Here is a 25,610-nt window from a genome sequence, read left to right as displayed (position 1 = left end):
TCGATGATCCCTTACCCCCTTGCCAGCTAAAATTTCCGGTTCGGGATTTTCTGGGCCGAGGCCACATTGCGCGGCCCCGGCGATTTCATTGATCGGGGGCCGATAATGCGGCCCCCGATTTTTTGTCTTAGACGTCAGTGTCGTCGCTTGCGTAGGACGAGGTCATCGAACCACCAACCATGGTCGTATCGACTGAGTTACCTAGCACATTGGCACCCTGTACGATCGATTGGTTGAAGGCGTTCGTATCGACTACGGCAGCGGCCGAGGCGTAGGATTCACCGGTCACGATGCCATCGCCACCGTTATTCGAACCCCAATCACCGCCATGGCCTCCGGCACCGCCGTCACCCGAATAGGCACCGGCTGCGCTTCCGCCTGTCGTGTTGCCGCCCATTGTGTCACCAGACATGACGTCAACCATTGACGCGCCGCTAGTTCCACCTGCCGCAGTACCAGCAGCACCTGCACCGCCATCACCGCTGTATGCGGTACCAGTGGCATTGCCCGTTGCGGACGAATCCGAGTCATTGTCCGATGCAGATGCACCGCCGTATCCGGCAATCGCCTCAGCGAGGCTATCAGCAGAACCATCCGTGTCGGTCTCTGAGAATACATCTGATGCACCACCCAGACCACCTGTGGCCTCGGAAGCGCCAGATCCAGCAGCACTGGCGTTTGAATCCGATGCAGCAGAACCAGTTCCACCTGCACCGCCATCACCATCAGCCGTTGAAGTACCTGTACCCGTGCCATCACCGGAACCGTTGGCAGCGTTCGAACCACCATCGCCACCATCAGCGTCCGCATCACTTGCGTTGGCAGCCGAACCGTCAACATCACCAGATGTCTGATCGACACTTGGGCCTTCAGCGTCTTGATCACCTAAACCTTGAACATCGGCATCAGCTGCTGAACTTCCGTTGTTGTCTCCGCCGTCTCCGTCTCCACCGGTGGATGAACCACTGCCAGAATCAGCTCTGGAATTACCGGTGTCGGCATCTGCATCACCACGGCCGCTTTCAGAGATTTCCTGCTGGAGGCGCGCGATTGCTTCTTCGACTAGGCGCGAGAATCCACCCGAGCCATCGCCGCCGTCGCCTGAAGCGTCGCTATCGGTAGTACCAGTTCCTGTTCCGTCAGCTGTGTTGTCACCGCCGTCATTGTCGTTGGCGTCGGTGTTGTTATCGCTGTCGTTATCAGCGTTGCCATCCGCATTCGAGTCGCCGTCGCCACCATCTGCACCAGATGCATCTGCGTCGTTATCCGCTACACCCTTGCCTTTGGCGCTGGACTCTGAGTCAGCATCACCACCGTCAGCATCAGCATCGGACTCGCTGTACGCCTTACCATAGCCTTTGCCTACACCTTCGGAATCGGCATAACCGCCATCTCCGCCTTCGCCATCAGTCGTGTTATCGCTGTCGGTGTTGTTGTCAGCATTCGAGTCGCTGGTGCTGTCACCACCGTACCCGCCAATGCTCTCACCATCAGCGTTCGAATTGGATTTAGCTTTGCCGGTGCTTGCATTGTCGGCATTACCTGAATCGCCACCGCTACCACCTTTGGCATGGGCATCAGCGTCACCAGTGTCTCCGCCTTCACCGTAAGCGTCGCTACCAATGGTCTTGCCGCCTACAGCTTCACCGCCATAACTGGTTCCGCCTTTTCCGGAAGCTGCACCATTTGCATTGGAACTAATACCTTCCGCAGCGTTGGCTTCGCCACCATTGGCATCACCGTTTTGCTTGAATTCTCCGTAGTTACCAACTTCGGCATTATCCAACTGATCGTTGTCTTCCAAGCTTGCCAGCTGATTGTTGATCGACGACATATCGTTGCCAGGACCATCCAGCGAAATATCAAGGTTCAGATCATCACCGGGATCATAATTCAAGTCGCGACCGGCGGTGATTACATCACCAACGCTGGCGTTGTCGCCCAGATCCAAGTCTACCTGATCGTCATCGCGGGGAATCCATTCGCCGCCACCGAAGTCAATGTTGACCGCATTATTGTTAGAGTTGTCATTATCATTATTGTCTTCACCACCATTGGTGTTTTGCTGCTGCTGCTTCTGATTTTGATCCTGATCTTGCGCGTTGTCATTGTCGTTATCATTTTTAGAACGCTGTGACTGATCTTGTCCTTGTGAATCAGAGTTGTTCGCAGAGTTTTCAACGTCCTGATCTTGCTTTTGCTTCTGAGCGTTGATGTCAGCTTCGATATAGGCTTCGTCTACCGCTATATCTGTTTCGAAATCGGCGTCCAGATTATCGATTTGGACGTCATCAATTGTGGTCACGGTTGTTGTTTGGTTGGGTTGGCGTCTCATAAAATTTTCCACTTTTACTTAAGCACCGGACCGCCATTCATCTACAAAGCGGCTACAGGCGCGGTTGAAAACAGAGTTCGCGCACAAGGTGTCAAACTGGACACTCGCGCGGCAGTGAAAGTCTTCTGTTTGGTTTGTCCCCCTTTCTCGGCTAAGCCGATTCCATGACCACGAGAAATTCGCTGAAATACGCGGACCGCAGACACGTCAGGTTCAAGTTCACTTCACAAATAGAAGCCTAGGAATGGTCGCAGCGATAAAGGGGTATGCATAGCTGGCCGAAAGCATTATTTTCTGCAAATCACTGTTTAATATATATTTTTTTGAAATTCGGCTTATTTCGCGCCAGATTTTACCCGGAAACAATCATGCGCAAACATATAGGATTATTAACCCTGATATTTCATGGAGTTACGCTATAACCAGATGCGAAGAACCTGATCAAAGGTTCTAGTAAGCGGTATTGCAGAACCCGCCTTTGGTTGCTGAAACACGTACTTTCAGCTATGATAAGGGACTATTTGAGTTCAAAGTTACTGTTTCGCGCCATCCAGTTCTGTACCCGATTTAAAGTTTCAGAGGGTGGCGTTTGTATTAGTGGGGGGAAGATCAATGAATATTTCATTGCAAGAAGACGCCCGTGATCAGATTGAATATCCCGAAGAGCTGTCGATCATTTTTATCGGCAAGGAACTGTTCTACTCGAACCAAACCCTGAGAAGTGTTCAAAGCGAATTCGGCGTTCGTGCGTCAAGATATGAAAGCCTTGACGACCTGCTTGCCGAGAGTGGGAACTCTGTTCCCTCCGAGCGCATCATTGTCGTGGATCAGATGATGCTCGAAGATCTGTTGGCGCGGCCCGCTGATTACTCCCGGCTCGCCGAGACAGGATGTCTGGCCTTCGCCTATCGCAAGAAAAGTCCGGCCCGGGTTCTGTTCGAACGCTGGGATCGTACCCGTTTCGGCAGTGTCGGGTATTTGCCAATGAACGTGGCGCCGGATGTTTGGCGCGCAATACTGCGCCTTCTGATGCACGAGGAGCTGCACCTGCCCTGCTTTCTTGCCGACAGCATGACCGCAACACAAAGTGCGCCAGGCACACCTATCGAAAAACAGCCTGCAACCAGAACCCGGTCGCCTGACAAACTGTTGCGATACTCAAAGCTGACGCGCCGCGAAAAGCAAGTCCTGAGGCTGGTATCGCAAGGCAAGAGCAACAAGACCATTGCGTCGAATCTGGGCATCACCGAACACACCGTCAAACTGCATATGCACAATGTCTCGGGCAAGATCGATGTGAGCAACCGGACTGAAGCTGCGCATTTCTACTTTGAGGTCGCGCCGAACGAAGCGCGCAACGCGCCCGTTGGATGAGGCATTCGAAACCCGGTTCGACCGGCTCATTCTGTTGGTGGGTCGGCTCAACTATATGTGGACGAACACGGAAAGCCTGCTGATCCACCTGATCGCAGGTCTGACCGGGGCCAATAAAGATGTTGCGGTCATCATATTCCTGACGCTTAACACCACACGTGCCCGTATCGATCTGGTCGAACGTCTCGCCAAGATGGAGGGTCGCCCCCCTGAAATCCGCGATCCGATTCTCGAACACACCCAGCGGTTGTCGCGCCTGTCCTCTATTCGAAACAAGTACAATCACTGCATTTATTCTTTCGATCAGGAAAGCGGAAATCCAAAGACCATCCTGATGCGCATTGCTGATCGCAAGACCGACATCAAAATTGGTCGTGAAGACACAGTTGACGACAAAGCAATGAAAGAAATCGAGGATGTTGTCACTCAGCTCTCGAATGCCAACAGGGATATCTGGAAATTGATCACCCAGCTGGGTTTCCCTGTCTGAGATGGTACTGGTACGGGCGGTGGGACTCGAACCCACACGGCACTAAGGCCTTCGGATTTTAAGTCCGATATGTCTACCATTCCATCACGCCCGCACATCATCGTCGAAGTTTTGTCTCACCGCGCCGATGTCGTGTGCAGACACTTACAACCAACCAAAACGATTGAAAAGATACTCATTCATCAGATCCAGGGATGCATGCAGAACACGAACACAATCCTGCTGAATCAAGGCCGAGCTTGACAGCCTTCGGCCAATTCGTTCACGTCGGCGCAACACAAGATCAGGGAGCGAGCGATGAAACTAGTCAGTAACCCGTTTCGAGGTGGTTCTAAGCTTTCGGATCAGGCCCCTTATCCCTCCGTAGAGACAGATGGGTTGGGCCGGCATCGATTCTTCTGCCCTGACTTTGTCGAAACGCCCCTTGTGAATGCATCGGCGCTGGCACCCGTCGCGAATCTCTGGGTTAAAGATGAGCGAAGCCGTATGGGCCTGGGATCGTTCAAAGCGCTGGGTGCGGCTTATGTGATCGCCTGCGAAGCGAATGACATCTCGATCACGCCAGATGGTAACACGCTCAAAGGGCGCACCTATGTTACAGCAAGCGCGGGCAATCACGGGATGAGCATGGCCGCGGGCGCGCGCACTTTCGGAGCTGATGCAGTTGTCTACATCGCAGAAACAGTTCCAGAAAGCTTTGCAGATCGCCTGCGCGCTCAAAACGCACAAGTGGTCCGGGCGGGTGCGGATTACGCCGCCAGCATGGAAGCAGCCAGTCAGGCGGCGCAGGACAATGGCTGGACTTTGCTCTCGGACAGTTCCTGGGAGGGGTATACTGAACTACCGTACTTGCTGATGGAAGGGTATCTGCAAATGGCGGTCGAAGCCGCCGAGCAATGTACTGAGGCACCAACGCACGTTCTTCTGCAAGCCGGCGTTGGCGGCATGGCCGGAGCCGTCGCTGCCTATGCGCGGGTCGTTTGGGGAGATGCTCCGCAGATCATTATTGTCGAGCCAACCTCTGCCCCGGCGCTGCAGGCCAGTATCGAAGCGGGGCATTGTGTGTTTGCTGACGGGCCCGACAGCATCATGGGGCGACTGGATTGCAAAGAGCCCTCGCTGATCGCCTTGAACGGCTTGGCCCGAGATGCCGATCTGTTTGTGACAATCGAGGATGACACTGTCGAAGCACAGCTTCCGGCCATGGCGAAGGCCGGGTTGGAAACCAGCGCCTCGGGCGGTGCTGGCATTGCGGCCGTTCTGAACGACGCGATCCGTAGTGAACTGGGTATTGGACCGAATTCCAAAGTGCTCTGCATCTTGAGCGAGCAACCTGCATGAGAGGTTTCGCACCAGAGGAATTCGCGACCCGCGTTGCGCGCGCCCAGCATCGGATGCAAGAAACCGGTCTATCGGCCCTGTTGCTTACGACCGAGCCCCAGCTTCGCTATTTCACCGGTTATCTCACCCGTTTCTGGGAAAGCCCAACGCGGCCTTGGTTTCTGATCGTTCCGATTTCTGGCAAGCCGGTTGCAGTAATCCCATCCATCGGTGCTGCATTGATGGCACAGACATGGATCGACGACATTCGAACCTGGAGTGCACCCGACCTTGAAGATGATGGGGTATCCCTGCTGGCCGATACACTGAGAGAGTTGACGCCTGAAAACGCCTCAATCGGCTGCCCCGACGGGCATGAGACCCATGTAAGGATGCCACTGGCCGATCTAAGGCATCTCGAATCCGCAATTGGAGCGCGCCAAATTACGGGTGACCATGGCATCCTGCGGGCGCTGCGGATGGTGAAATCTGACGCCGAGATCGCAAAGATTCGAACTGCCTGTCAGATTGGTGCCCACGCCTTTGCACGAGTGCCCGAGATTGCCTCAGCAGGGACACCGCTGGATCAGATATTTCGAAACTTTCAGAGACTCTGCCTTGAAGAGGGTGCCGACTGGGTGCCCTATCTGGCCGGAGGGGCCGAGCAAGGCGGGTACTCGGATGTAATCTCACCCGCGACACAGACCCCGCTTCGTATAGGCGATGTACTGATGCTCGACACCGGCCTCGTCCACGATGGCTATTTTTGCGACTATGATCGCAATTGGTCCGTCGGCCCAGCGAGCAAGGCGGTACGCGATGCACATGCCAGATTGGTCGAGGCTTCGGATGCAGCGTTTGATCAAGCCCGTCCAGGCGTGACGGCTTCTCAGCTTGTTCATACGATGAACACAATACTTACCGATGGCAGCGCGGGAACCGATGCAGGGCGTCTGGGCCACGGGTTAGGAATGTCGTTGACCGAATGGCCTTCGCTTATTCCGGATGATCATACTGAACTGCAACCAGGAATGGTTTTGACGCTTGAACCGGGTATTGCGGTCGATGGCAAAATTCTCGTGCACGAAGAAAACATCCTGATAACCGAAGGCGCGCCCGAATTCCTCAGCCCCCGGATAGGACCGGAGATTGCCGAAATATGAGCACGTTGCCGTACACACTGGATCCTGACGATCCCTCGGCCGTACCAATGGGGCTGATCGTTTTACAGACCGACGAGACAATCGAACCTGAGTTTCGTAGCCTTTTTATCGATGACAAAAGCCCGCTTTATGTCAGCCGCATTCCCAGCGGGGCTGAGGTCAACACCGGCACTCTGGCGCAAATGGAAACCGACTTGCCCGCCGCGGCTGATCTGCTGCCAAAGGCGCGGCCCTATCGAGTTGTTGGCTATGGATGCACATCAGCCAGTTCGGTAATCGGATCGGATCGGGTTGAGCAGATGGTCATGCAGACCTGTAATACAGCGACCGTCACCAACCCGTTGCGGGCAGCCTCCGCCTGCGCGAGACATTTGGGCGTCTCAAAATTTGCACTGCTGTCGCCCTACATCGAAGAAGTAAACACTCCGTTGCGACGCGCGTTTGCAGAACAAGGCATCGCGATGGATGTGTTTGGCACTTTCGGCGAATCCGAAGAAGCCAAAGTTGTGCGCATCTCGACCGATTCCGTGGTCGATGCCGCCGTGCGACTGGGAAGAGATTCAACAGTCGACGCCGTATTCCTAAGTTGTACGAACCTTCGGACACTGACGGCTATCCCAAGGATCGAGGCGCAGATCGGCAAGCCTGTCCTGTCAAGCAACCAGAGTTTGGCCTGGCATATGAAACAACTGAACGTGTCGCAAAATTAGGCAAATGCGGCGTTTACGCGACTCCAATTGCTTTACGGGCTTGCGACCATTTGTTAGCCTCGTCATCAATGCACGAGAAGATCAATGAGGCCCGGACCAACCGGGTAATCATTTGACGCAACAGGGGGTCTTGTGACCGACACAAATAGCGACGCCGCGTTTGTTGAATTTCAACGCGTTCAAAAGTCTTATGATGGCGAGAACCTCGTCGTCAAAGATCTCAACCTGGCAATGCCAAAGGGCGAATTCCTGACCATGCTCGGGCCGTCCGGATCAGGTAAGACAACCTGCCTGATGATGCTTGCTGGATTCGAAACCGCCACCCATGGCGAGATTCTTCTGGATGGAAAACCCATCAACAATATCCCTCCGCACAAACGTGGCATCGGGATGGTGTTCCAGAACTACGCTCTGTTCCCGCATATGACTGTAGCCGAGAACCTTTCGTTCCCGCTGGAAGTCCGCAAGCTGGGCAAGTCCGAGCGCGAGGAGAAAGTCAAACGCGCGCTGGACATGGTGCAGATGGGTGCCTTCGGCAATCGTCGCCCCGCGCAGTTGTCGGGTGGTCAGCAGCAACGGATCGCACTGGCACGTGCGCTGGTTTTCGAGCCCGAACTGGTGTTGATGGACGAACCGCTGGGTGCGTTGGACAAACAACTACGCGAGCATATGCAGTTCGAAATCACCCGTCTGGCGCATGAACTGGGCATCACCACCGTTTACGTGACCCACGATCAGACCGAAGCTCTGACGATGTCCGACCGCGTGGCAGTGTTTGACGATGGTCGCATTCAGCAGTTGGCTCCGCCGGATCAACTTTATGAAGAGCCCGAAAACAGCTTCGTCGCGCAATTTATCGGTGAAAACAATACGCTAGAAGGCGTTGTTAAATCGATAGACGGTGACACTTGCCTTGTACAGCTGGATGACGGTTCGGAAATTGATGCAGTTCCGATCAACGTGCACAATCCGGGTGAGCGCACCAAGGTCTCGATCCGGCCCGAGCGTGTGGAATTCAACAAGGACCGTCTGCATGCCGATGCGCATACGCTGAAAGCCACGGTCAAGGAATTCATCTATATGGGCGACGTGTTCCGCTTCCGCATGTCGGTGGCGGGCAATGACGAATTCATTGTCAAAACACGGAATGCCCCCGACGCCATTCGCCTGCAACCGGGGCAGGAAATCGAAATCGGATGGTTGGCACAGGATTGTCGTGCGCTCGACGCATAGACCAAGCCGCGCGATACAAACGTGGTTTACCGAGGGACCAGCTGGCGAAAACCCGTGCGTCAGCTGACCAAACAACAAACGGGAAGTACTGGGAGTAACACATGAAAACTACCAAAACACTGCTGACAGCAGCTGCTATTGCGACAGCGGCTGGCGGCGTTTCCGCCGAAGAGATGACCATCGTCTCGTGGGGCGGCGCCTATTCCAAATCGCAGCTCAAGGCTTATCACGAGCCCTATTCGGAGAAGACCGGCGTCACCATCCTGAACGATGACAGCTCGAACGAGGCCGTCGCCAAACTGCGCGCGATGAACGAAGCGGGCAACATCACATGGGACGTGGTTGATGTGGTTGCGGCGGACGCAATCCGCCTCTGCGACGAAGGTCTAGCACTTGAGATCGATTTCGACACTCAACTGGCCCCTGCCCCCGATGGCACGCCTGCCTCCGAAGATTTCGGTGACCTTCTGGTCAGCGACTGCTTTATCCCGCAGATCGTCTATTCAACCACTTTCGGTTATCGCACAGATCTGGTCGGTGATACTCCGCCAACCGACATCTGCGCAGTATTCGATCTTGAAGCCTATCCCGGCAAGCGCTCGCTGGAAAAGCGCCCGATCAACAACATGGAATGGGCGCTGCTGTGTGACGGCGTCGCAAAAGACGACGTCTACGACGTTCTGGCCACTGCTGAAGGTCAGGACCAGGCCTTGGCCAAATTGGATACCATCAAGGACAGTGTCGTCTGGTGGTCTGCCGGTGCCGACACGCCACAATTGCTAGCCGATGGTGAAGTTGTCATGGGTTCGACCTATAACGGCCGCCTGTTCAGCGTGATCGAAGAACAAAAGCAGCCGGTAGCGATGCTGTGGGATGCTCAGGTATTCGATCTTGATGGCTGGATCATTCCGGCTGGCCTGAGCGAAGAGCGTCAACAGCGCGCGCTGGACTACATCATGTTCGCAACTGACACGCAGCGTCTGGCAGATCAGGCCAAGTACATCTCGTACGGCCCGGCTCGTGCCTCCTCTGCACCGCTGGTAGGTCAGCACGCCGATCTGGGCATCGACATGGCACCACACATGCCGACCGATCCGGAAAACGCCAAGAACACGTTCCTGTACAACTACGAGTTCTGGGCGGATTACCGCGACGATATCGACGCCAAATTCCAGGCTTGGCTGGCGCAATAAGCGTCTGATTTCCTGAGATTGTCGGGGGCGGCCTATCGCCCCCGACCCCAAAAATACCCAAGGGGTAACGATGACTGACGCCACCCAAAATACTGGTCCCATGCTGGCCGCGGACGGCACGCCACTCAAGCAATCGCTGGCCCGGTCACTGCGACGGCAAAAGCTGCGGGCCCTGATGCTGGTCGCCCCACTGCTGCTGTTCGTTATGTTCTCGTTCATCGTGCCTATTGCGGCGATGCTGTTCCGATCTGTGGAAAACAGCATCGTACAAGAGACACTGCCCCTGACGGTTGAAGCATTGCAAAGCTGGGATGAAACCAGCAGCGAGTTGCCCGACGAAGCCGTTTATGACGCCTTTGTCCGCGATATGGTCGTGGCCGTCGATAACAAGACACACACCCGGCTGGGTTCGCGTCTGAACTACGAAGAGACAGGCATGTCTTCGATGTTCCGCCGCTCGGGTCGGAAAATGGGTAAGCTGGACCCCGAAACCGATGGGCCGTTCAAAGACCAGGTCATCGAGATTCACGACGGCTGGGGTGAACCGCAGACTTGGGCGGTTATCAAGACGCATTCGCCCGCTGTCACCAATGGCTATTTTCTGAACGCTGTGGACATGCGCCGCACGCCCGAGGGCGCGCAGGCGCAGCCCGAGGACAAGCAGATCCTGATCAAGCTGTTCGGGCGCACTTTGTTCATGTCGCTGGTGATCACCGCGTCCTGTATCCTGCTGGCCTATCCGGTCAGTTATTTGCTGGCGACACTTCCGATGCGGGTGTCGAACCTGCTGATGATCCTCGTGTTGTTGCCCTTCTGGACGTCATTGTTGGTGCGAACCTCGGCGTGGAAGGTGATGTTGCAGCAACAGGGCGTGATCAATGAAACATTGGTCTGGCTAGGACTGGTCGCCGACGACGCCAGGCTGGTGATCATCAACAACCAGATCGGCACGATCATAGCTATGACGCATATCCTGCTGCCGTTCATGATCCTGCCAATGTATTCGGTGATGCAGACCATACCACCCTCGTACACCCGCGCCGCAAAATCCATGGGCGCGACCAACTGGACGACATTCTGGCGCATCTACTTCCCGCAATCCATTCCTGGCATTGGCGCGGGCTCAATCCTCGTGTTCATTCTGGCGATCGGCTACTACATCACGCCTGAAATCGTTGGCGGCACCAAAGGTGTCTTTATTTCGAACCGGATTGCCTATCACATCTCGTCCTCACTGAACTGGGGGCTGGCCGCGGCATTGGGAACGATCCTTCTGGGCGTCGTACTGCTGCTCTACTGGTGCTACGACAAGATTGTCGGCATTGATAACGTGAAGCTGGGATAATCGACATGGCCGCACTTACTCCGATATCCCGCAAACCTTTGTCCATGGTTTTGCCAAGCGTTGCGCTGGCAGGCGCCTTCGCCGGTATCTTTGTCGGCGCGGGCAATGGCTCGGTCTTCCTCGGCATCATTGGCGGTGCAGCCTTGATCGCCGCTGTGGCCTGGGTCTACATCAAGATACTCAAGAACGAAAAACTGGCCCGATGGATCAATATCCTTGGCTTTGGCATCGTCGGTTTTCTGTTCTCTGGCCCAATGGGCGGCGTGCTGGGCCTGTTGGGTGGATGGTTCTTCGTCTGGTTTATCTTTTGGCTGTACGAAGGTCGATATCGCCAAAAACTGTTGCCCTATCTGACCGCGAAACAAGTGTTCTATCACTACTTGTTCCGGGTGATCTGCGGCGCGATCTTCGTGTTCCTGATCACCCCGATCCTCGTGGTTTTGCCGCTTTCGTTCAACGCGCAGGACTTTTTTACCTTCACGCCTGAAATGCTGCGGCTCGACCCGGAAGGGTACTCGCTCAAGCACTACCGCGATTTCTTCACCAACAATGAATGGCAGCGCAGCTTCAAGAACTCACTCATCATTGCTCCGATTGCGACGATCATCTCGGTCTCGCTGGGCACGCTGGCGGCCATTGGCCTCAGCCAGAGCCACGTTCCAGGCCGCCGCGCCATCATGGGCATCCTGATCTCGCCAATGATCGTGCCGCTGATCATTTCAGCCACAGGCATGTTCTTCTTCTACAGCGATATCGGCCGCTTCATGGAGGGAACACTGGGCATGAACAAGAACTTTGTGGGCTATGTGAAAGTGATCCTCGCTCACGCCGTTCTGGGTATTCCATTCGTCATCATCACCGTGACCGCAACGCTAGTGGGCTTTGACCGCTCGCTGACGCGGGCGGCTGCGAATATGGGCGCGGGTCCGGTGCGGACATTCTTCAAGATTCAGATGCCCTTGATCTTGCCGGGTGTGATCTCAGGCGGCTTGTTTGCCTTCATCACCTCATTCGACGAGGTGGTCGTGGTACTGTTTGTCGGCTCGGCTAGCCAAAAAACGCTGCCATGGCAGATGTTCACCGGCCTGCGCGAACAGATCAGCCCGACCATTCTGGCGGTGGCCACGATCCTCGTGGTGATCTCGATTGCGCTGCTGACCACGGTCGAGCTGCTGCGCCGCCGGTCCGAGCGCCTGCGGGGCCTTTCCCCCGCTTGACGCAGGCCTAGGTCTGATCTAACGATTCACCTGTTCATCCCAGCCGCGATGGCGTCGCGGACGCACTGGGATGATCGGCTCTCGGACCCCGAGACCGCCTGTCCTGAACGCCGGGACAAGTGGCCGGGTTTGCCGCCCGGCAATGATGAGAGACCAAGTCATGACAGACACAACAAAACGCCCCGAATTCTTCATTTGCCACAATGGCGACAAAGCGCCCCTGCCGTTCAGCAAGGGCGAATACGACCGCCGCCTTGGCGCCCTGCGCGCAATCATGGCCAAGCATGACGTCCCCGCCGTCCTGCTGACCTCGATGCAGAACATCGCCTATTATTCCGGCTTTCTGTACTGCTCTTTCGGCCGCCCCTACGGCTGCGTAGTAACACAGGACGCTTGCACCACTGTCTCGGCAAACATCGACGCGGGCCAACCGTGGCGGCGCTCGGTTGAGGACAACGTCATCTACACCGACTGGAAGCGCGACAATTACTGGCGCGCAGTGGCCAGCCTGATCGGCGGGGCCAAACGGATCGGGATCGAAGGCGACCACATGACATTGGCGGCGCGCAACACGGCGCTGGACATGCTGGGCGGACCGGAACTGATCGATATCGCACCTGACACGATGTTTGCCCGCATGGTGAAATCCGCAGAAGAGATCGAGCTGATCAAAGGCGGCGCGCGCACCGCTGACGTGGGTGGGGCCGCCATTCACGCAGCGATCCGTGAAGGCGCCACCGAGATCGAGATCGCCATGGCCGGGCGCGATGCGATGGAAGAGGAAATCGCCCGCGCCTACCCGGATGCCGAATACCGCGACACATGGGTCTGGTTCCAGTCGGCGCTTAACACCGATGGCGCCCATAACCCTGTCACCAAACGCGCGCTGCAAAAGGGCGATATCCTGTCGCTGAACACCTTCCCGATGATCTCGGGCTATTACACCGCGCTGGAACGCACCCTGTTCCTGGGCGAGCCCGACGCAGACAGCCTGCGCCTGTGGAAGGCCAACGTTGCCGCGCATGAGCTGGGCCTAAGCCTGATCAAACCCGGCGCGACCTGTTCGGGCATCACGGCTGAGATCAACCGCTTCTTCGCGGATGAGGGCCTGCTGCAATACCGCTCGTTCGGGTATGGCCATTCCTTCGGCATCCTCAGCCACTATTACGGGCGCGAGGCCGGTCTGGAGCTGCGCGAAGATATCGACACGGTGCTGGAACCCGGCATGGTCGTCTCGATCGAGCCGATGCTGTGGATCCCCGAAGGCCAGCCCGGCGCGGGCGGCTATCGCGAGCACGATATCCTTGTGGTTGGCGAAGACGGGGCCGAGAACATCACCGGCTTCCCCTATGGTCCCGGCCACAACATCATCGATGCATGAAAAAACGGGTGGGGCGACATGCCCCACCTTCTACCGCTGGGCGCGTTCGTGAAAGATGAAGCCCAGAAAGTTCAGCAATAGCTGCGCCGCCAGAATTTGGGTACTTTCCGTCGGGTCGTAAGCAGGCGCGACTTCGACCAGATCGATGCCCACAACATCCCCGCGTTTGGCCAGACCCTGTAGAATTTCCAGTACATCGTAGTAGAGAAACCCGCCATGGCTGGGCGTACCTGTGCCCGCTGCGATTGAAGGGCAAAAAGCGTCGATATCTATCGTTACGTAATACCGTGCCCCCTGCGGGATACGCGCCAGCACTGCCTCGGCCCCCAGTTTGCGCACCTGCCGCACCGACAGGATATCCGAGCCCCGCGCGCGGGCGTCCTCGTAGCCCTCTTTCGCAGTGGATGAGACATTGCGGATGCCCAACTGCGTCATGCCCGAGACATAGTCTTTCTCAATCGCCCGCCGCATCGGGTTTCCGTGCCCGGCGGTCACCCCGTGGCGTTCATCGACGAAATCCAGATGTGCGTCGATCTGCACCACATGGATCGGGCCGTTCTGCGCGCAATCCTCGGCGAAGGCATTGATACAGGGGATGTTGATCGAATGGTCCCCGCCAATTGTCACCGGCAAGGCCCCTGCTTTCAGGCTCTTGCCCACCCCCAAGGCGATATTCGCATGACTCTCGTCGGTCTTGGTGTGGATGATATCTGCATCCCCCAGATCAACGATCCGCACCGAGCCATCCAGATAGGTTGCGTCATCTTCGTGATCATAAGCCCCGGCGTGGCCGAAACTGAACAGGGTCGAGGCTTCGCGCACGGCCCGAGGTCCAAACCGCGCCCCCGGTCGCCATTGGGTCCCGAAATCGAAGGGCGCGCCGAGAACGGCGATATCCGCCTCTATCTCATCCCAATTCTCAACATATGGAGATTTGGCGAAGGTTGAGATGCCGACAAAAGGCAGGTTTAGTCGCCCCGCCTTATAACCATGGTCTTGCATGGGTATTTCCTTTTTCATTGCCACTGTCACGTTCGATGACATCAATCGCAGCAGCATCTTGTGCTCAGGATGGACCAATGTCGAGATGCCCGGCGTGCAGCTTCAGAAATTCGAGCCACTCACGCGAGTGTTGCGTGTATGTGATCTGCTTTGCGGGCAAGATCGAATATGAACCCGATCGGAGGATGCCATGTCGATTCCACGTCGCAGCTTTGTCGGCCTGTTGGGGGCAAGCGCTGTAGCACCTCGCGCTCTTTGGGCGCAGGATGACCCTGTTTACGATGCCGTACGTTCAACTTTGTATGGCAGTCGGACCGATTTCGAAGCCGGGATGGCGTTCCTGACCGAGCGCGGCAACCCGGACGTTGTGCCCGCGCTTTTGACGGCGATGCGCTATGGCAGACGGCGAGAGCGAGACATTGCCAAAGTCATGGAAGCGTTGAGCGGCGCGCGCCACGGCACAGACTGGTTCGAATGGATGCTATGGCAAGAACGGAACGCTCAGATTGTACCTCATCCATCTTTGATACCGTTCAAACGCGAAGTTCTTTTGGGCATCGATCAGAACTTCGATGTTTTCCTGAAACCCGAATATTTGCAACGCGACAAGATGAAGATTCGGCTGGAAGAGATCAGTTGGGGTGGTGTGCTCAAGGACGGTATCCCTTCGCTGGACAATCCCAAGCTGATCCCGGCGGCGCGGGCGGACTACATGAAAGACGACGATCTGGTCTTTGGCGTCTCGATCAACGGCGATGTACGCGCTTATCCGCTGCGCATCATGGGCTGGCACGAGATGTTCAACGAGGTGATCGGAGGCGTTCCGGTAGCACTGGCCTATTGTACGCTGTGCGGATCGGGGATTTTGTTTGAAACGCAGGTCGAGGGGCGGCGGAAGCCGTTTGTATTTGGCTCGTCCGGGTTCCTGTATCGGTCGAACAAATTGATGTTCGACCGTGAGACGCATTCGTTATGGAACCAGTACACAGGTAAGCCCGTGGTCGGACCGCTGGTCAACAGTGGGATCGAGCTGAAGCAGCGTCCTGTGGTGATCACCCGCTGGGACAGCTGGAAGGCGTCGCATCCGGATACGCAGGTGCTGTCGCTCAGCACCGGTCATCGGCGCAACTATGGCTCGGGCGTTGTGTATCGCGATTACTTTGCCTCACCCGATCTGATGTTCCCGGCCTTGGTCGATCAAAGTAGGCATCGCCAGAAGGACTACGTGTTCGCCGTGCGCCAGTTCGGCGCGGCGCGGGCGTGGCCGTTGGACGCGTTCAAGGGCAAGCCGGTGATCAACGATGCGATTGGCGGGCGGGCACTGATGCTGATGGGCGACCCGGACAAACGCAGCGTGCGCGCCTACGAGCGTGGATCGCGCCAGTTCCGCGCGACCACCGATGGCGGGCTGCTGGACGAAACGGGCAACAAGTGGCGCGTCACCGAAGAGGCACTGATTGGCCCGGATGGCGCAGAGTTGCCGCGCGTCGCGGGACATATCTCGTATTGGTTTGCCTGGGACAATTATCTGGGCGACGCAGCCAGCGTTTACGGACGCTGATCAAGAATGTTCCTCGGCCGCTGTGGCGGCCAGCGCGCGGTTGTAAGCTTTCAGCGCGTCGATGTGATAGAGCGCGCCAACGGGGTTTTCACAGCCGTCCTTGTCGATGATCACCACCGGGATGCAAGGGATGTCATCGCGGTCGAAATATGGCATCGCGGCCTCAAGCGTGGCGCTGGCCTTGACGCATAGGCCTTGTTCGATCAATGCCTGCGCGTCTTCCTTGGAGATCGAACGCGCGTCCCCCAGCGGGCGCATCACAGCGCCTGCCCGCAACATTGCCAGCAGGTACGCCTGCGGCCCGGCGGCCAGATGTACATTGCGCCGTTCCAGCTGGGTCAGGAAGAAGGACCGGTCTACAAGGCGCGAGGCTAGCGCAGTGGACATCGAGACCGAAACCATCACGGCGAGGCCGATCTGCCAGTCTCCGGTCAATTCAAACACGATGAGCGTGGTCGAGATCGGCGCGCCCAGCACCGCCGCCGCCACCGCGCCCATCCCGGCAAAGGCATAGAGCGTATGGGTGCCTGAAACATCTGGCAGCAATCCGGTGGCGATCAGGCCGAAGGCCAACCCGGTCAGCGCTCCGATCATCAATGAAGGGGAAAACACACCACCACCCATGCGACCGCCCATGGTAATCGCCACTGCGACGGTCTTGATGACCGCGAACAGGATCGCGGTCGTCAGCACGAGGTCCCCGGTCAAGGCACGGATCGTGGTTTCGTATCCCACGCCGATGATGTGCGGAAACCAGACCGCCAACAGGCCGAGCATCGCGCCCGAAACACCGGGGCGCAGCCAGCGCGGCAGAGACAAGCGGTTTTGGATATGCGTGCCGATATCCTCGGCGAAGAAGATCGATCGCATCAGCAGCAGCGAGACCAGCCCGCAAATCAGGCCTAGGATCAGGAAGGCGGGCAGCTCGACATAGAATTGCAACGACCCGGGCGTATCCAGCGTGAATTCGGTCACGTCACCATAAGCCAGCCGGTTGATCACGGTCCCCGCGACCGAGGCGATGACAATGGGCGCAAAGGCATGAACGGCGAAGTGGCGCAACACAACCTCAAGCGCAAACAAGGCCCCGGCGATAGGGGCGTTGAAACTGGCCGAAACAGCAGCGGCCACAGCGCAACCCAATAGGTCGCGCCCGGTGATGCCGTCGGCGTGGATACGGTCGCTGACCCAAGTCGAGATGACCCCGGCCATATGCACAACAGGTCCTTCCCGCCCCGTGGATCCGCCTGAGCTGAGCGTGATCAGCGAAGCGAAAAAAGATGCGATACCGGCCTTCTTTTCAACCCGTCCATCAGTGATGGCCGCACCCTCGATCACATCAGCTACCGAACGCACACGGCCATCATCGGTGTACCTGTTCAGGATGATCCCGACGACCAACCCGCCGACCACAGGTGTAAGGAAAATCCAGAGCCAATGCAGCTTCTCAGCATGGCTGTGCAGGAATAGGATATCTTCGGTGTTGTAGAGATAAGCCTGCAACGACGAGATCGCCATCCGGAATCCCAGCGCCATGAAGCCTGCAGCGATCCCGATGACCAGAGCGATAAACCAGAACTGAATCTGGCTGGGGCCACGATGAAGCATTACCCGCCATGCATCCCGCAGCGCCGAGAGGGCTTGATTGAGCTGATTGCGCAGCACGGTGCGGGTCGATTGGGTCATTGGCCCTCGTTGGGGTGGTCGCCTGACCCTTAGTAAGCCACGCGCGCGCCTTAGAAAAGTCGGTTCACGACAAGATGCTCACAGAATGCGCGTCATGCATCCAACAGGGCACGGGCAGCGGCACGTGCCTCATCCGTAATGGTGTCGCCTGCGACCATCCGGGCGATTTCGTCGACGCGGTCGGGGTCGGCCAGCGGGATCACGGTGGACAGGGTCTGATCGCCGGTGACCTGTTTCTGCACCCGCCAGTGATGCGCCGCCCGTGCGGCCACTTGCGGCGAGTGGGTGACGACCAGCACCTGCCCGCCCTGCGCGAGTGCGGCCAGACGGCGGCCCACCGCGTCCGCCGTGGCACCGCCGACACCGCGGTCAATCTCGTCAAAGATCATCGTGCGGGCACTGTCTTCGCCCGTTAGGCAGACCTTAAGCGCCAGCAGAAAGCGGCTGAGTTCGCCGCCCGAGGCGATTTTGTTGAGCGGCCCTGACGGCGCCCCCGGGTTGGTGGCGACGGTGAAGGCCACCGCGTCGATGCCTTCGGGGCCTGCGTCGGTCGCGGTGATCTCGGTCCGGAACACAGCGCGTTCCATTTTCAGGGGCGCGAGTTCAGCCATTACTGCGGTGTCCAACGCACTGGCGGCCTTACGGCGCGTTTCGCCAAGCGCGGTGGCCGCGTTGTAATACGCAGCCTGTGCCGCGTCCACAGCAGCGCGTTTGTTGCTGAGGTCGGCGTCACCCGCATCCAGCCGGTTCAGGCGGTCGCGCAAGGTATCGGCGAAGGTGCCCAGATCATCGGGGGCCACATCGTGTTTCCGTGCCAGCGCGCGAATGGCAAAGAGGCGTTCCTCGGCCTGTTCCAGTTCCGCTGGGTTAAAATCGAGCGCTTGCAGACAGGCGTTGACCCCATCCTGCGCCTCGCCCAGTTCGATCAGGGCGCGACCCAGCGCTGCAATGGGGCCTTCCAACTGGCCACCCGCATTGTCCGACACGCCTTCCAGCCAGCGCACGGCATCGGCCATCGCGCCCTCGGCCCCGTCGCCGCCCAGCAAGGCAAAGGCACGGGCCACGTCATCGCGAATCCGTTCGGCCCCTTGCATCATGCGGCGGCGGGCGTCGAGATCTGCGTCCTCGCCCGGCTGCGGATCAAGCTGATCCAACTCGGCAACGGAATGACGCAGGAACTCTTCTTCGGCACGCATAGCCTCCAGCGCTGCCTCAGTCTGCGCCAGAGCTTTGCGGGCGATGGACATCTGGCCCCATGCGGCACGCACGGCGGCCAACTGATCCCCTGCCCCGGCATAGGCATCCAGCATTGCGCGATGCCCGCGTGGGTTCAGCAGGCCTCGGTCATCATGTTGGCCGTGCAGTTCGATCAAAGTATCCGACAGCGCCCGCAACACTTCGCCCGAACAACGGCGGTCATTGACCCATGCAGTCTTACGTCCCTCGGCCGTGTTGACGCGGCGCAGGATCAGCTCCTCGCCACCGGGCAGACCCGCCTCGGCCAGAACCGAATGGGCAGGGTGATCGTCAGGCAGTTCAAACTCGGCCACAACTTCGCCCTGTGCGGCCCCCTGACGAACCAGCTCGGCGCGCCCTCGCCAGCCCAGCACAAAGCCCAGCGAATCCAGCAAGATCGACTTGCCCGCGCCGGTTTCACCGGTCAAAGCATTCAAGCCCGGCTGAAACGTCAGCTCCAGCTGGTCGATGATCAGCATGTCGCGGATATCAAGGGCGCGCAGCATCGGGTTTTTAGCGTCCCAAGCCTTTAGCCATGGCCGTTACAACCACTCACCCTTGACGGTCTGGCGATAGATCGTGCTGAGCCAATTGTTACCTCGGCTCTTTAGATCGAGACCACGCGACGTCAGCAACGTGTACCCCGCGTCGTACCATTCCGAGGACTGATAGTTGTAACCCAGAATCGCACCCGCGGTCTGCGCCTCGTCCACCAGTCCCAGCGCCAGATACGCCTCGATCAGGCGATAGAGCGCCTCGGCGGTATGAGATGTGGTCTGAAAATCCTCGACCACCACGCGGAATCGGTTGATCGCCGCAGTGAAGTGATCCTGACGCAGATAATAGCGCCCGATCTCCATCTCTTTGCCAGCCAGATGGTCAAAGGCAAGGTCGAATTTCAGTACGGCAGATGTGGCATACTCACTGTCTGGGTAGACTTCGATCACCGTGCGCAGCGCCTGCAGTGCCTGAAAGGTCAGCCCCTGGTCACGGCCCACTTCGTCGATCTGATCATAGTAGCTAAGCGCCAGAAGATACTGGGCATAGGCCGCGTCTTCGTCAGTGGGATAGAAATCGATATAGCGCTGCGCGGCGGCGCGGCTTTCTTCATAGTTCTGGTCCGAATGGAATGAGAACGCCTGCATGATCAGCGCACGTTTCGCCCAATCGGAATAAGGATAAAGCCGCTCTACTTCAGAGAAATACCAAGCCGCGTCGTCCGAGCGATTCTGCGACAGCTCGTATTCACCGCGGGTGTAAATCTGTTCAGGCGTGAAACCTTCGAGGTTTTGGCTGCGGTCTGCCCCACGGTTACCAAACAGACCTCCGGCATTGCCACATGCCGTCAAAGTTGCTGCCAGAAGAAGCGCACCTGCGATTCTGACTGCCGCTTTGCTGCCAACCATTCCGCCCATCCTTGTCGTCTACTTAGCGGGAATTACCCCTGATCGGGCCTCGGTCTAGCACATAAAATTCCAGTGCAAAACGCCTTATCCACCCTCATGGCGCAAATGTCGTCAGAGTTGATCAGATCACGCAACCTGCGGGATTTCGCTTCGCACAAGGCCCTGGCCGGGCAGACGCGCGGCTTGTTCAGGGGTGCAAAGGATCGGACGCACAGCGCCCGGTGTTTCGAACAGTTTGCGCAGCAATGTGTTGGTCATCGAATGCCCCGACTTCTCGCCGACAAAGCGCCCCAGAATCGGACCACCTGCAAGATAGAGATCACCCAGAGCGTCCAGCATTTTGTGGCGCACCGCTTCATCCGTGTGACGGAAGCCACCCGGGGTCAGGACTTCGTCGCCCTGTACGACTACGGCATTGTCCAATGTGCCGCCCAAGGCCAATCCGTTTTCACGCATCGCTTCGACATCTGTGCGGCGGCAAAACGTGCGACTGTCGCAGAGTTCACGCGCAAACGATCCATTGCGCATGTCCAAAACCTTTGTCTGGCTTCCAATGGCGTCATCTTCGAAATCAATGTGGAACTCGATCTCCAGACCTTCCGCAGGCGCGATCGATGCCTTTGCGCCCTCTCGTTCAACAGAGACGGGCTTAAGCACCTCATAAGCTAGTACCGGACTAGCCTGACGACGAACGCCTTTGGCCATTATGCCCTGAACAAAGGCCACGGATGAGCCATCCATGATCGGGACTTCGGGACCATCGATTTCAATCAGTGCATTATGCACACCACATCCGGCAAGTGCCGCCATGATGTGTTCCACAGTCGATACCGACACATTCGCATCGTTAACCAATCGTGTGCAAAGAGGCGTCCGCTCAACAACGTCATAGATTGCGGGGATCAACGCATTGCCCAGCTCGATATCAGTCCGTTTGAACCAGATTCCATGACCTGCCGCTGCAGGCTTCAGAACCATCGTCGCAGGCTTGCCGCTATGCAGCCCAGTGCCCACAAACGTGACTGAAGATTTGAGCGTATGTTGCAATGTGAGCCTCGGTGAGTTGTGTCCAGCCTATCAGAGGCTGTGTTGCACCCTCAACTAAGGAAGGGGGCGTTGAGGCTCAACTCACCTTTTGCAACCGAATGAAACATGAATGTGACACATCGGCAAATCCCTGCTTACACCAGCTCAACACCTTGTGTTTCCACAAAAAAGGGCCGCGCGATGGCGGCCCTTCGGGATGATTTTGTTACCGCGATCAGTTGGCCTGACGCCGTAGGAAGGCGGGAATTTCGATGCGCTCCTGATCAGGATCGGCTTCATCCTGAACAGGTGCCGTTGCGTCAACCGACCGCATCGCAGGCTGTTGGCGCACCGGTTGAGCGGGCGTATCGGCCGCATGGCCGGTCATCCGGTCAATCAATCGGTTGAAGCCAAAACGCGGGCGATCCTCGGTCGCTTGCTGCGGCTGAGGGGCCGGTTCGCGAGGTGCCTCAGGCGTCGGACGCAGCCGGTTCGAAGGTACTTTCTGAACTGCGGCCTGCAACCGCTGCATCGCTTCCGGAGACGGTGTGCCGGGGGTCTGGGCACGCGGTGCGTCGTAGGAGTCGACTGTCTCTTCGACTTCGGGTTGCGGTTCGAACTGTGCAACCTGAGGCTGATAGGCGGGCGGAGGCAGCCCGTCATCTTCCTGCTCGGCAGCGGGTTGTTCGTCTTGCCAGCCATCGTTGAACTCGACATCTTCGATGGACTCGAAGAGCGTGGGCGCAATGTTGTCCTCAGCCAGGGCCTCATCTGCAGCGATTTGTTCAGGCGTGGAGTCTTCTGCCGAAACCGTGCGTGTCAGCGGAGCCGACATCGAACGGCGGGCGACCGGTACATCTTCGGTTTTCTCGCTGGCATCGATACCGGTGGCAACGACTGAAACGCGCATTCCGCCTTCCATCTCGGTGTCCAGGGTCGAACCGACAATGATATTGGCCTCCGGGTCCACTTCCTCGCGGATGCGGTTGGCGGCCTCGTCCAGTTCGAACAAGGTCAGATCGTGCGCACCGGTGATGTTGATTAGCACACCCTTGGCACCCTTGAGGCTGATTTCGTCCAACAGCGGGTTGGCAATGGCCTTCTCGGCTGCCTGAATGGCGCGATCTTCACCGGTCGCTTCGCCTGTGCCCATCATCGCCTTGCCCATCTCGTCCATCACGGCTCGAACGTCGGCGAAGTCGAGGTTGATCAGACCCGGACGCACCATCAGGTCGGTTACGCCTTTGACGCCCTGATACAGGACATCGTCGGCCATCGAGAACGCCTCGGTAAACGTTGTCTTTTCGTTGGCCAGACGGAACAGGTTCTGGTTCGGAATGATGATCAGCGTGTCGACGACTTTCTGCAGCGCATCAACGCCGTCTTCGGCCTGACGCATACGCTTGGCGCCTTCGAACTGGAAGGGTTTGGTGACAACCCCAACGGTCAGGACACCCAGCTCCCGCGCTGCTTGCGCGATGATCGGGGCTGCGCCGGTGCCTGTGCCGCCACCCATGCCGGCGGTGATAAAGCACATATGCGCACCCGCTAGGTGATCGACGATCTGTTCGATGCTTTCTTCAGCTGCTGCAGCACCCACGGTCGGACGCGCACCTGCACCTAACCCTTCGGTGACTTTGACGCCCAGCTGCACCCGCGCCGACGAACGGCTTTGCTGCAGCGCCTGTGCGTCTGTGTTGGCGACGACAAATTCTACGCCGTCCAACTGTTTTTCAATCATGTTGTCGACAGCATTGCCCCCAGCGCCGCCAACGCCAAATACGGTAATCCGAGGCTTGAGTTCGTCGTGCCCGGGCATCGAAAGATTTAATGTCATGCTCTGTCCGCCTGTTTTTTATGTTGCCGCAAAATGCGGTTTTTCTGACCTATCCACAGTCGATTTTACTGTGTCATTTCGGAAACGTCACCAGAAAAATCGCACGAATCCACAAAATATGGAGGAAATAAGGCAGCAAACAGCGGCATTTCGCTGTTACCGCGAAATGTTGCGGCGAAAGGCTCATGCGCCACTACACACGGAAAGACCCCACCCGCATTGAGGGGATGAGAAAACTTTTAGTCACTCGTTTGGTCGCGGAAAACTGCTCAATGTCCTGCCGCTGGGCCTCTGCCGGGCCTTGAACCTTATTTTGCGGCAATTTGGCAGTTGCCGCAACTGATTTCTTTAACCTACCGGGGCACTTGGGCAGTTCAGGCCATCTTCAGAGATGCTACGGACCTCTTGCGTTTCGCTGCCGACGAAGCGCGCCAGCCGCACCATCAGCCGGTCATTGTACAGGTAGGGCCACCAGCAGACTGGCAGGCCATCGGGCGCATCATCGTACAGAAAACAGATCTGGCCATTTGGCGTGGTGATCTGGCCATAGACACAGCCCCGCCCCTCCATCCGCCAGACCGAGAGCGTCGGGCTGAGAAATTCCTCAGTTCCGACCAACATACCGCTTCGGATTTCATGGAAGGTGATCGTTTTGCCAACGACGGCGCTCAGAAACGCCTCTGGCGCAATCAGGGTTTGAGCCGGGGCCGCAGCGGGCCCAAGGGCCGCGCCAACGGCTGCACCACGCAGGGCATTACCAATTGTCACGGAACCAGCGCACGGCGCGCTTGAACGGGCGCGCGGCATAGGTGTCGACCGGGATCTCAAAATCCCACCATTCGTCCTGAGGATGCGCCGCAAACAGGCTAAGCCCCACTGCCGAAGAAAAACCGGGCCCGGTCGCGGATTGCGGCAGGCCATGAACGCGCAGCGGGCGGCCCAAACGAACACGCTGACCCAGAATCCGGCTGGCAAGCCCGTCTAGCCCCATGATCTGGCTGCCACCACCAGTCAGAACGATCTGCTGGCTCGGCAGGTGATCGAAACCGGCAGCGTCCAGACGAGTACGCACCTCTTCGAGAATCTCCTCGACGCGGGGGCGCATGATGCCGATCAACTCGGCACGGCTGACGGTACGGCGGTCATGCTCCCAATCGCCAGTATCGCCACCGATGTCGATCAGGTCGCGATCATCGGCTCCGGTCGCGTGAACGCCACCGTTAAAGGTCTTGATCCGTTCGGCCACCGCTGCGGGCACGCCGAGGCCCATCGAAATGTCGCTGGTCACGTGATCCCCGCCCATGCGCACGCAATCGGCATAGATCATGTGTTTCTTCATGAAGATCGAGATGCTGGTGGTGCCGCCGCCCAGATCGATACAGGCCGCGCCCAACTCCTGTTCGTCCTCGACCAATGCGGAAATGCCCGAGACATAGGCCGAGTTCGCAATCCCTGCCAGCTCCAGATCGCAGCGTTTGATGCAGCGGACGATGTTCTGGATCGCCACCGCATCGACGGTGAGCATGTGCATATCCACAGCGAGGCTTTGCCCCAGCTGACCGCGCGGATCGATTAGTCCCGAGCGGTTGTCGAGCGCGAAATTCACCGGTTGCGCATGCAGTACCTCGCGCCCTTCGCCGTAATCGGGCACATCGCAGGCGTTCAGGACACGACCGACCTCGGCTTCGGTAACTAGTTGCCCTTCCAGATCGACCTGTGCATCCAGCCCGTACGAGCGCGGGTTCGCCCCTGAGAAGGATGCAATCACGTGATCCACGCGGATATCGGCCATCTTCTGCGCCGCCTGCAGTGCGGTGCGGATGGCGCGTTCGGTTTCTTGCATCGCAGTGACTTCGCCGAACTGCACCCCGCGCGAGCGGGTGGTCGCAGCGCCAATGACGCGGAACCCGGTCTGACCGGCCATCGAGCCGATCGAGTTATCCTCGGACAACCGCCCCGTCCCGTCGAAGCGCAATACAAGGCAAGCGATTTTGGAGCTGCCCACATCCAGAATGGCGACGACGCCGCGTTGCATCGCCTGCCGGCGCATCTGCCGCATAGCCCTTTGGGACTGATAAAGATCGGTCATCATGGT

20 protein-coding genes and 1 tRNA gene are annotated in these 25,610 nt (G+C 57.9%); 11 read left to right on the top strand and 10 right to left on the bottom strand.

Translation table 11 applies throughout. From position 1 onward, the window contains the following. Window positions 1–127: 127 nt before the first annotated feature. On the bottom strand, window positions 128–2,335 hold the full coding sequence (locus tag ACR0AU_RS11685) for an MSCRAMM family adhesin (protein WP_170401336.1): 2,208 nt from the start codon (window positions 2,333–2,335) through the stop codon (window positions 128–130). 612 nt (window positions 2,336–2,947) lie between these two features. Here ACR0AU_RS11685 and ACR0AU_RS11680 point away from each other — a divergent pair. Next, window positions 2,948–3,709 (top strand): helix-turn-helix transcriptional regulator, encoded by a 762-nt coding sequence (locus ACR0AU_RS11680; protein WP_170401338.1) that lies wholly within the window; start codon window positions 2,948–2,950, stop codon window positions 3,707–3,709. Further along, window positions 3,702–4,199 carry a hypothetical protein gene (locus ACR0AU_RS11675; protein WP_170732903.1) on the top strand — a complete coding sequence of 166 codons (498 nt, stop codon included), beginning with the start codon at window positions 3,702–3,704 and terminating at the stop codon, window positions 4,197–4,199. The genes ACR0AU_RS11680 and ACR0AU_RS11675 overlap by 8 nt, the downstream gene beginning before the upstream one ends. Window positions 4,200–4,207: 8 nt before the next feature. On the opposite strand, the gene ACR0AU_RS11670 is transcribed toward ACR0AU_RS11675, so the two are convergent. Beyond that, a tRNA-Leu gene (locus ACR0AU_RS11670) sits at window positions 4,208–4,293 on the bottom strand. A gap of 203 nt (window positions 4,294–4,496) precedes the next feature. Between ACR0AU_RS11670 and ACR0AU_RS11665 the strand changes: the two genes are divergently transcribed. The 8 genes from ACR0AU_RS11665 (at window position 4,497) to ACR0AU_RS11630 (ending at window position 13,761) form a co-directional block, all read left to right on the top strand. Continuing rightward, window positions 4,497–5,540: a pyridoxal-phosphate dependent enzyme gene (locus tag ACR0AU_RS11665; protein ID WP_170512273.1), complete on the top strand. Its 1,044-nt coding sequence runs from the start codon at window positions 4,497–4,499 to the stop codon at window positions 5,538–5,540. After that, a complete protein-coding gene (locus ACR0AU_RS11660; protein ID WP_170732904.1) occupies window positions 5,537–6,682 on the top strand; it encodes a M24 family metallopeptidase in 1,146 nt (381 codons plus the stop codon). The genes ACR0AU_RS11665 and ACR0AU_RS11660 overlap by 4 nt, the downstream gene beginning before the upstream one ends. Beyond that, window positions 6,679–7,392 (top strand): aspartate racemase/maleate isomerase family protein, encoded by a 714-nt coding sequence (locus ACR0AU_RS11655; protein WP_170732905.1) that lies wholly within the window; start codon window positions 6,679–6,681, stop codon window positions 7,390–7,392. Before ACR0AU_RS11660 ends, ACR0AU_RS11655 begins: the two co-directional genes overlap by 4 nt. A gap of 132 nt (window positions 7,393–7,524) precedes the next feature. Further along, window positions 7,525–8,625, top strand: coding sequence for an ABC transporter ATP-binding protein (locus tag ACR0AU_RS11650; protein ID WP_170391997.1), 1,101 nt, complete (start codon window positions 7,525–7,527; stop codon window positions 8,623–8,625). A 101-nt stretch (window positions 8,626–8,726) separates the two neighbouring features. Further along, window positions 8,727–9,818 carry an extracellular solute-binding protein gene (locus ACR0AU_RS11645; protein ID WP_170391999.1) on the top strand — a complete coding sequence of 364 codons (1,092 nt, stop codon included), beginning with the start codon at window positions 8,727–8,729 and terminating at the stop codon, window positions 9,816–9,818. A gap of 70 nt (window positions 9,819–9,888) precedes the next feature. Next, window positions 9,889–11,163, top strand: coding sequence for an ABC transporter permease (locus tag ACR0AU_RS11640; RefSeq protein WP_170512242.1), 1,275 nt, complete (start codon window positions 9,889–9,891; stop codon window positions 11,161–11,163). 5 nt (window positions 11,164–11,168) lie between these two features. Beyond that, entirely contained in the window at window positions 11,169–12,380 is a 1,212-nt protein-coding gene (locus ACR0AU_RS11635; RefSeq protein WP_170732906.1) for an ABC transporter permease, read from the top strand. Between the two features lie 160 nt (window positions 12,381–12,540). Further along, entirely contained in the window at window positions 12,541–13,761 is a 1,221-nt protein-coding gene (locus ACR0AU_RS11630) for an aminopeptidase P family protein (RefSeq protein WP_480734567.1), read from the top strand. A 30-nt stretch (window positions 13,762–13,791) separates the two neighbouring features. On the opposite strand, the gene speB is transcribed toward ACR0AU_RS11630, so the two are convergent. Beyond that, the gene (gene speB, locus ACR0AU_RS11625) at window positions 13,792–14,763 is read right to left on the bottom strand and encodes an agmatinase (protein ID WP_170732908.1); all 972 of its coding nucleotides are present in this window, start codon (window positions 14,761–14,763) and stop codon (window positions 13,792–13,794) included. Between the two features lie 190 nt (window positions 14,764–14,953). On the opposite strand from speB, the gene ACR0AU_RS11620 reads away from it, so the two are divergent. Beyond that, on the top strand, window positions 14,954–16,324 hold the full coding sequence (locus ACR0AU_RS11620; protein ID WP_170420850.1) for a DUF3179 domain-containing protein: 1,371 nt from the start codon (window positions 14,954–14,956) through the stop codon (window positions 16,322–16,324). On the opposite strand, the gene ACR0AU_RS11615 is transcribed toward ACR0AU_RS11620, so the two are convergent. The 7 genes from ACR0AU_RS11615 to ftsA all read right to left on the bottom strand — a co-directional run bounded on the left by ACR0AU_RS11615 (window position 16,325) and on the right by ftsA (window position 25,604). Then, window positions 16,325–18,010 carry a chloride channel protein gene (locus tag ACR0AU_RS11615; RefSeq protein WP_170392011.1) on the bottom strand — a complete coding sequence of 562 codons (1,686 nt, stop codon included), beginning with the start codon at window positions 18,008–18,010 and terminating at the stop codon, window positions 16,325–16,327. It abuts the gene before it with no gap. Window positions 18,011–18,102: 92 nt separating this feature from the next. Further along, on the bottom strand, window positions 18,103–19,752 hold the full coding sequence (recN, locus tag ACR0AU_RS11610) for a DNA repair protein RecN (RefSeq protein WP_480795698.1): 1,650 nt from the start codon (window positions 19,750–19,752) through the stop codon (window positions 18,103–18,105). Window positions 19,753–19,788: 36 nt separating this feature from the next. Beyond that, entirely contained in the window at window positions 19,789–20,652 is an 864-nt protein-coding gene (locus tag ACR0AU_RS11605; RefSeq protein WP_170392015.1) for an outer membrane protein assembly factor BamD, read from the bottom strand. A gap of 126 nt (window positions 20,653–20,778) precedes the next feature. Beyond that, the gene (gene lpxC, locus ACR0AU_RS11600) at window positions 20,779–21,699 is read right to left on the bottom strand and encodes a UDP-3-O-acyl-N-acetylglucosamine deacetylase (RefSeq protein ID WP_170401357.1); all 921 of its coding nucleotides are present in this window, start codon (window positions 21,697–21,699) and stop codon (window positions 20,779–20,781) included. Window positions 21,700–21,913: 214 nt separating this feature from the next. Beyond that, window positions 21,914–23,515, bottom strand: a complete 1,602-nt coding sequence (gene ftsZ, locus ACR0AU_RS11595; protein ID WP_170732910.1) for a cell division protein FtsZ — start codon at window positions 23,513–23,515, stop codon at window positions 21,914–21,916. Between the two features lie 348 nt (window positions 23,516–23,863). Further along, window positions 23,864–24,283: a hypothetical protein gene (locus ACR0AU_RS11590; protein WP_480591835.1), complete on the bottom strand. Its 420-nt coding sequence runs from the start codon at window positions 24,281–24,283 to the stop codon at window positions 23,864–23,866. After that, a complete protein-coding gene (ftsA, locus tag ACR0AU_RS11585; protein WP_170392023.1) occupies window positions 24,270–25,604 on the bottom strand; it encodes a cell division protein FtsA in 1,335 nt (444 codons plus the stop codon). Before ftsA ends, ACR0AU_RS11590 begins: the two co-directional genes overlap by 14 nt. Window positions 25,605–25,610: the final 6 nt, after the last annotated feature.

The organism is Ruegeria sp. CG1 (assembly GCF_056537265.1).
This window is presented reverse-complemented; position numbering and strand designations above follow the sequence as displayed.

Bases quoted from the DNA above. Each gene is read 5' to 3' on its own strand.
- ACR0AU_RS11630 (WP_480734567.1), top strand. From the start codon at position 12,541: ATGACAGACACAACAAAACGCCCCGAATTCTTCATTTGCCACAATGGC.
- ACR0AU_RS11660 (WP_170732904.1), top strand. From the start codon at position 5,537: ATGAGAGGTTTCGCACCAGAGGAATTCGCGACCCGCGTTGCGCGCGCC.
- ACR0AU_RS11655 (WP_170732905.1), top strand. From the start codon at position 6,679: ATGAGCACGTTGCCGTACACACTGGATCCTGACGATCCCTCGGCCGTA.
- recN (WP_480795698.1), bottom strand. From the start codon at position 19,752: ATGCTGCGCGCCCTTGATATCCGCGACATGCTGATCATCGACCAGCTG.
- ACR0AU_RS11635 (WP_170732906.1), top strand. From the start codon at position 11,169: ATGGCCGCACTTACTCCGATATCCCGCAAACCTTTGTCCATGGTTTTG.
- ACR0AU_RS11640 (WP_170512242.1), top strand. From the start codon at position 9,889: ATGACTGACGCCACCCAAAATACTGGTCCCATGCTGGCCGCGGACGGC.
- speB (WP_170732908.1), bottom strand. From the start codon at position 14,763: ATGCAAGACCATGGTTATAAGGCGGGGCGACTAAACCTGCCTTTTGTC.
- ACR0AU_RS11615 (WP_170392011.1), bottom strand. From the start codon at position 18,010: ATGACCCAATCGACCCGCACCGTGCTGCGCAATCAGCTCAATCAAGCC.
- ACR0AU_RS11685 (WP_170401336.1), bottom strand. From the start codon at position 2,335: ATGAGACGCCAACCCAACCAAACAACAACCGTGACCACAATTGATGAC.
- ftsA (WP_170392023.1), bottom strand. From the start codon at position 25,604: ATGACCGATCTTTATCAGTCCCAAAGGGCTATGCGGCAGATGCGCCGG.
- ACR0AU_RS11680 (WP_170401338.1), top strand. From the start codon at position 2,948: ATGAATATTTCATTGCAAGAAGACGCCCGTGATCAGATTGAATATCCC.
- ACR0AU_RS11605 (WP_170392015.1), bottom strand. From the start codon at position 20,652: ATGGTTGGCAGCAAAGCGGCAGTCAGAATCGCAGGTGCGCTTCTTCTG.
- ACR0AU_RS11645 (WP_170391999.1), top strand. From the start codon at position 8,727: ATGAAAACTACCAAAACACTGCTGACAGCAGCTGCTATTGCGACAGCG.
- ACR0AU_RS11665 (WP_170512273.1), top strand. From the start codon at position 4,497: ATGAAACTAGTCAGTAACCCGTTTCGAGGTGGTTCTAAGCTTTCGGAT.
- ftsZ (WP_170732910.1), bottom strand. From the start codon at position 23,515: ATGACATTAAATCTTTCGATGCCCGGGCACGACGAACTCAAGCCTCGG.
- ACR0AU_RS11620 (WP_170420850.1), top strand. From the start codon at position 14,954: ATGTCGATTCCACGTCGCAGCTTTGTCGGCCTGTTGGGGGCAAGCGCT.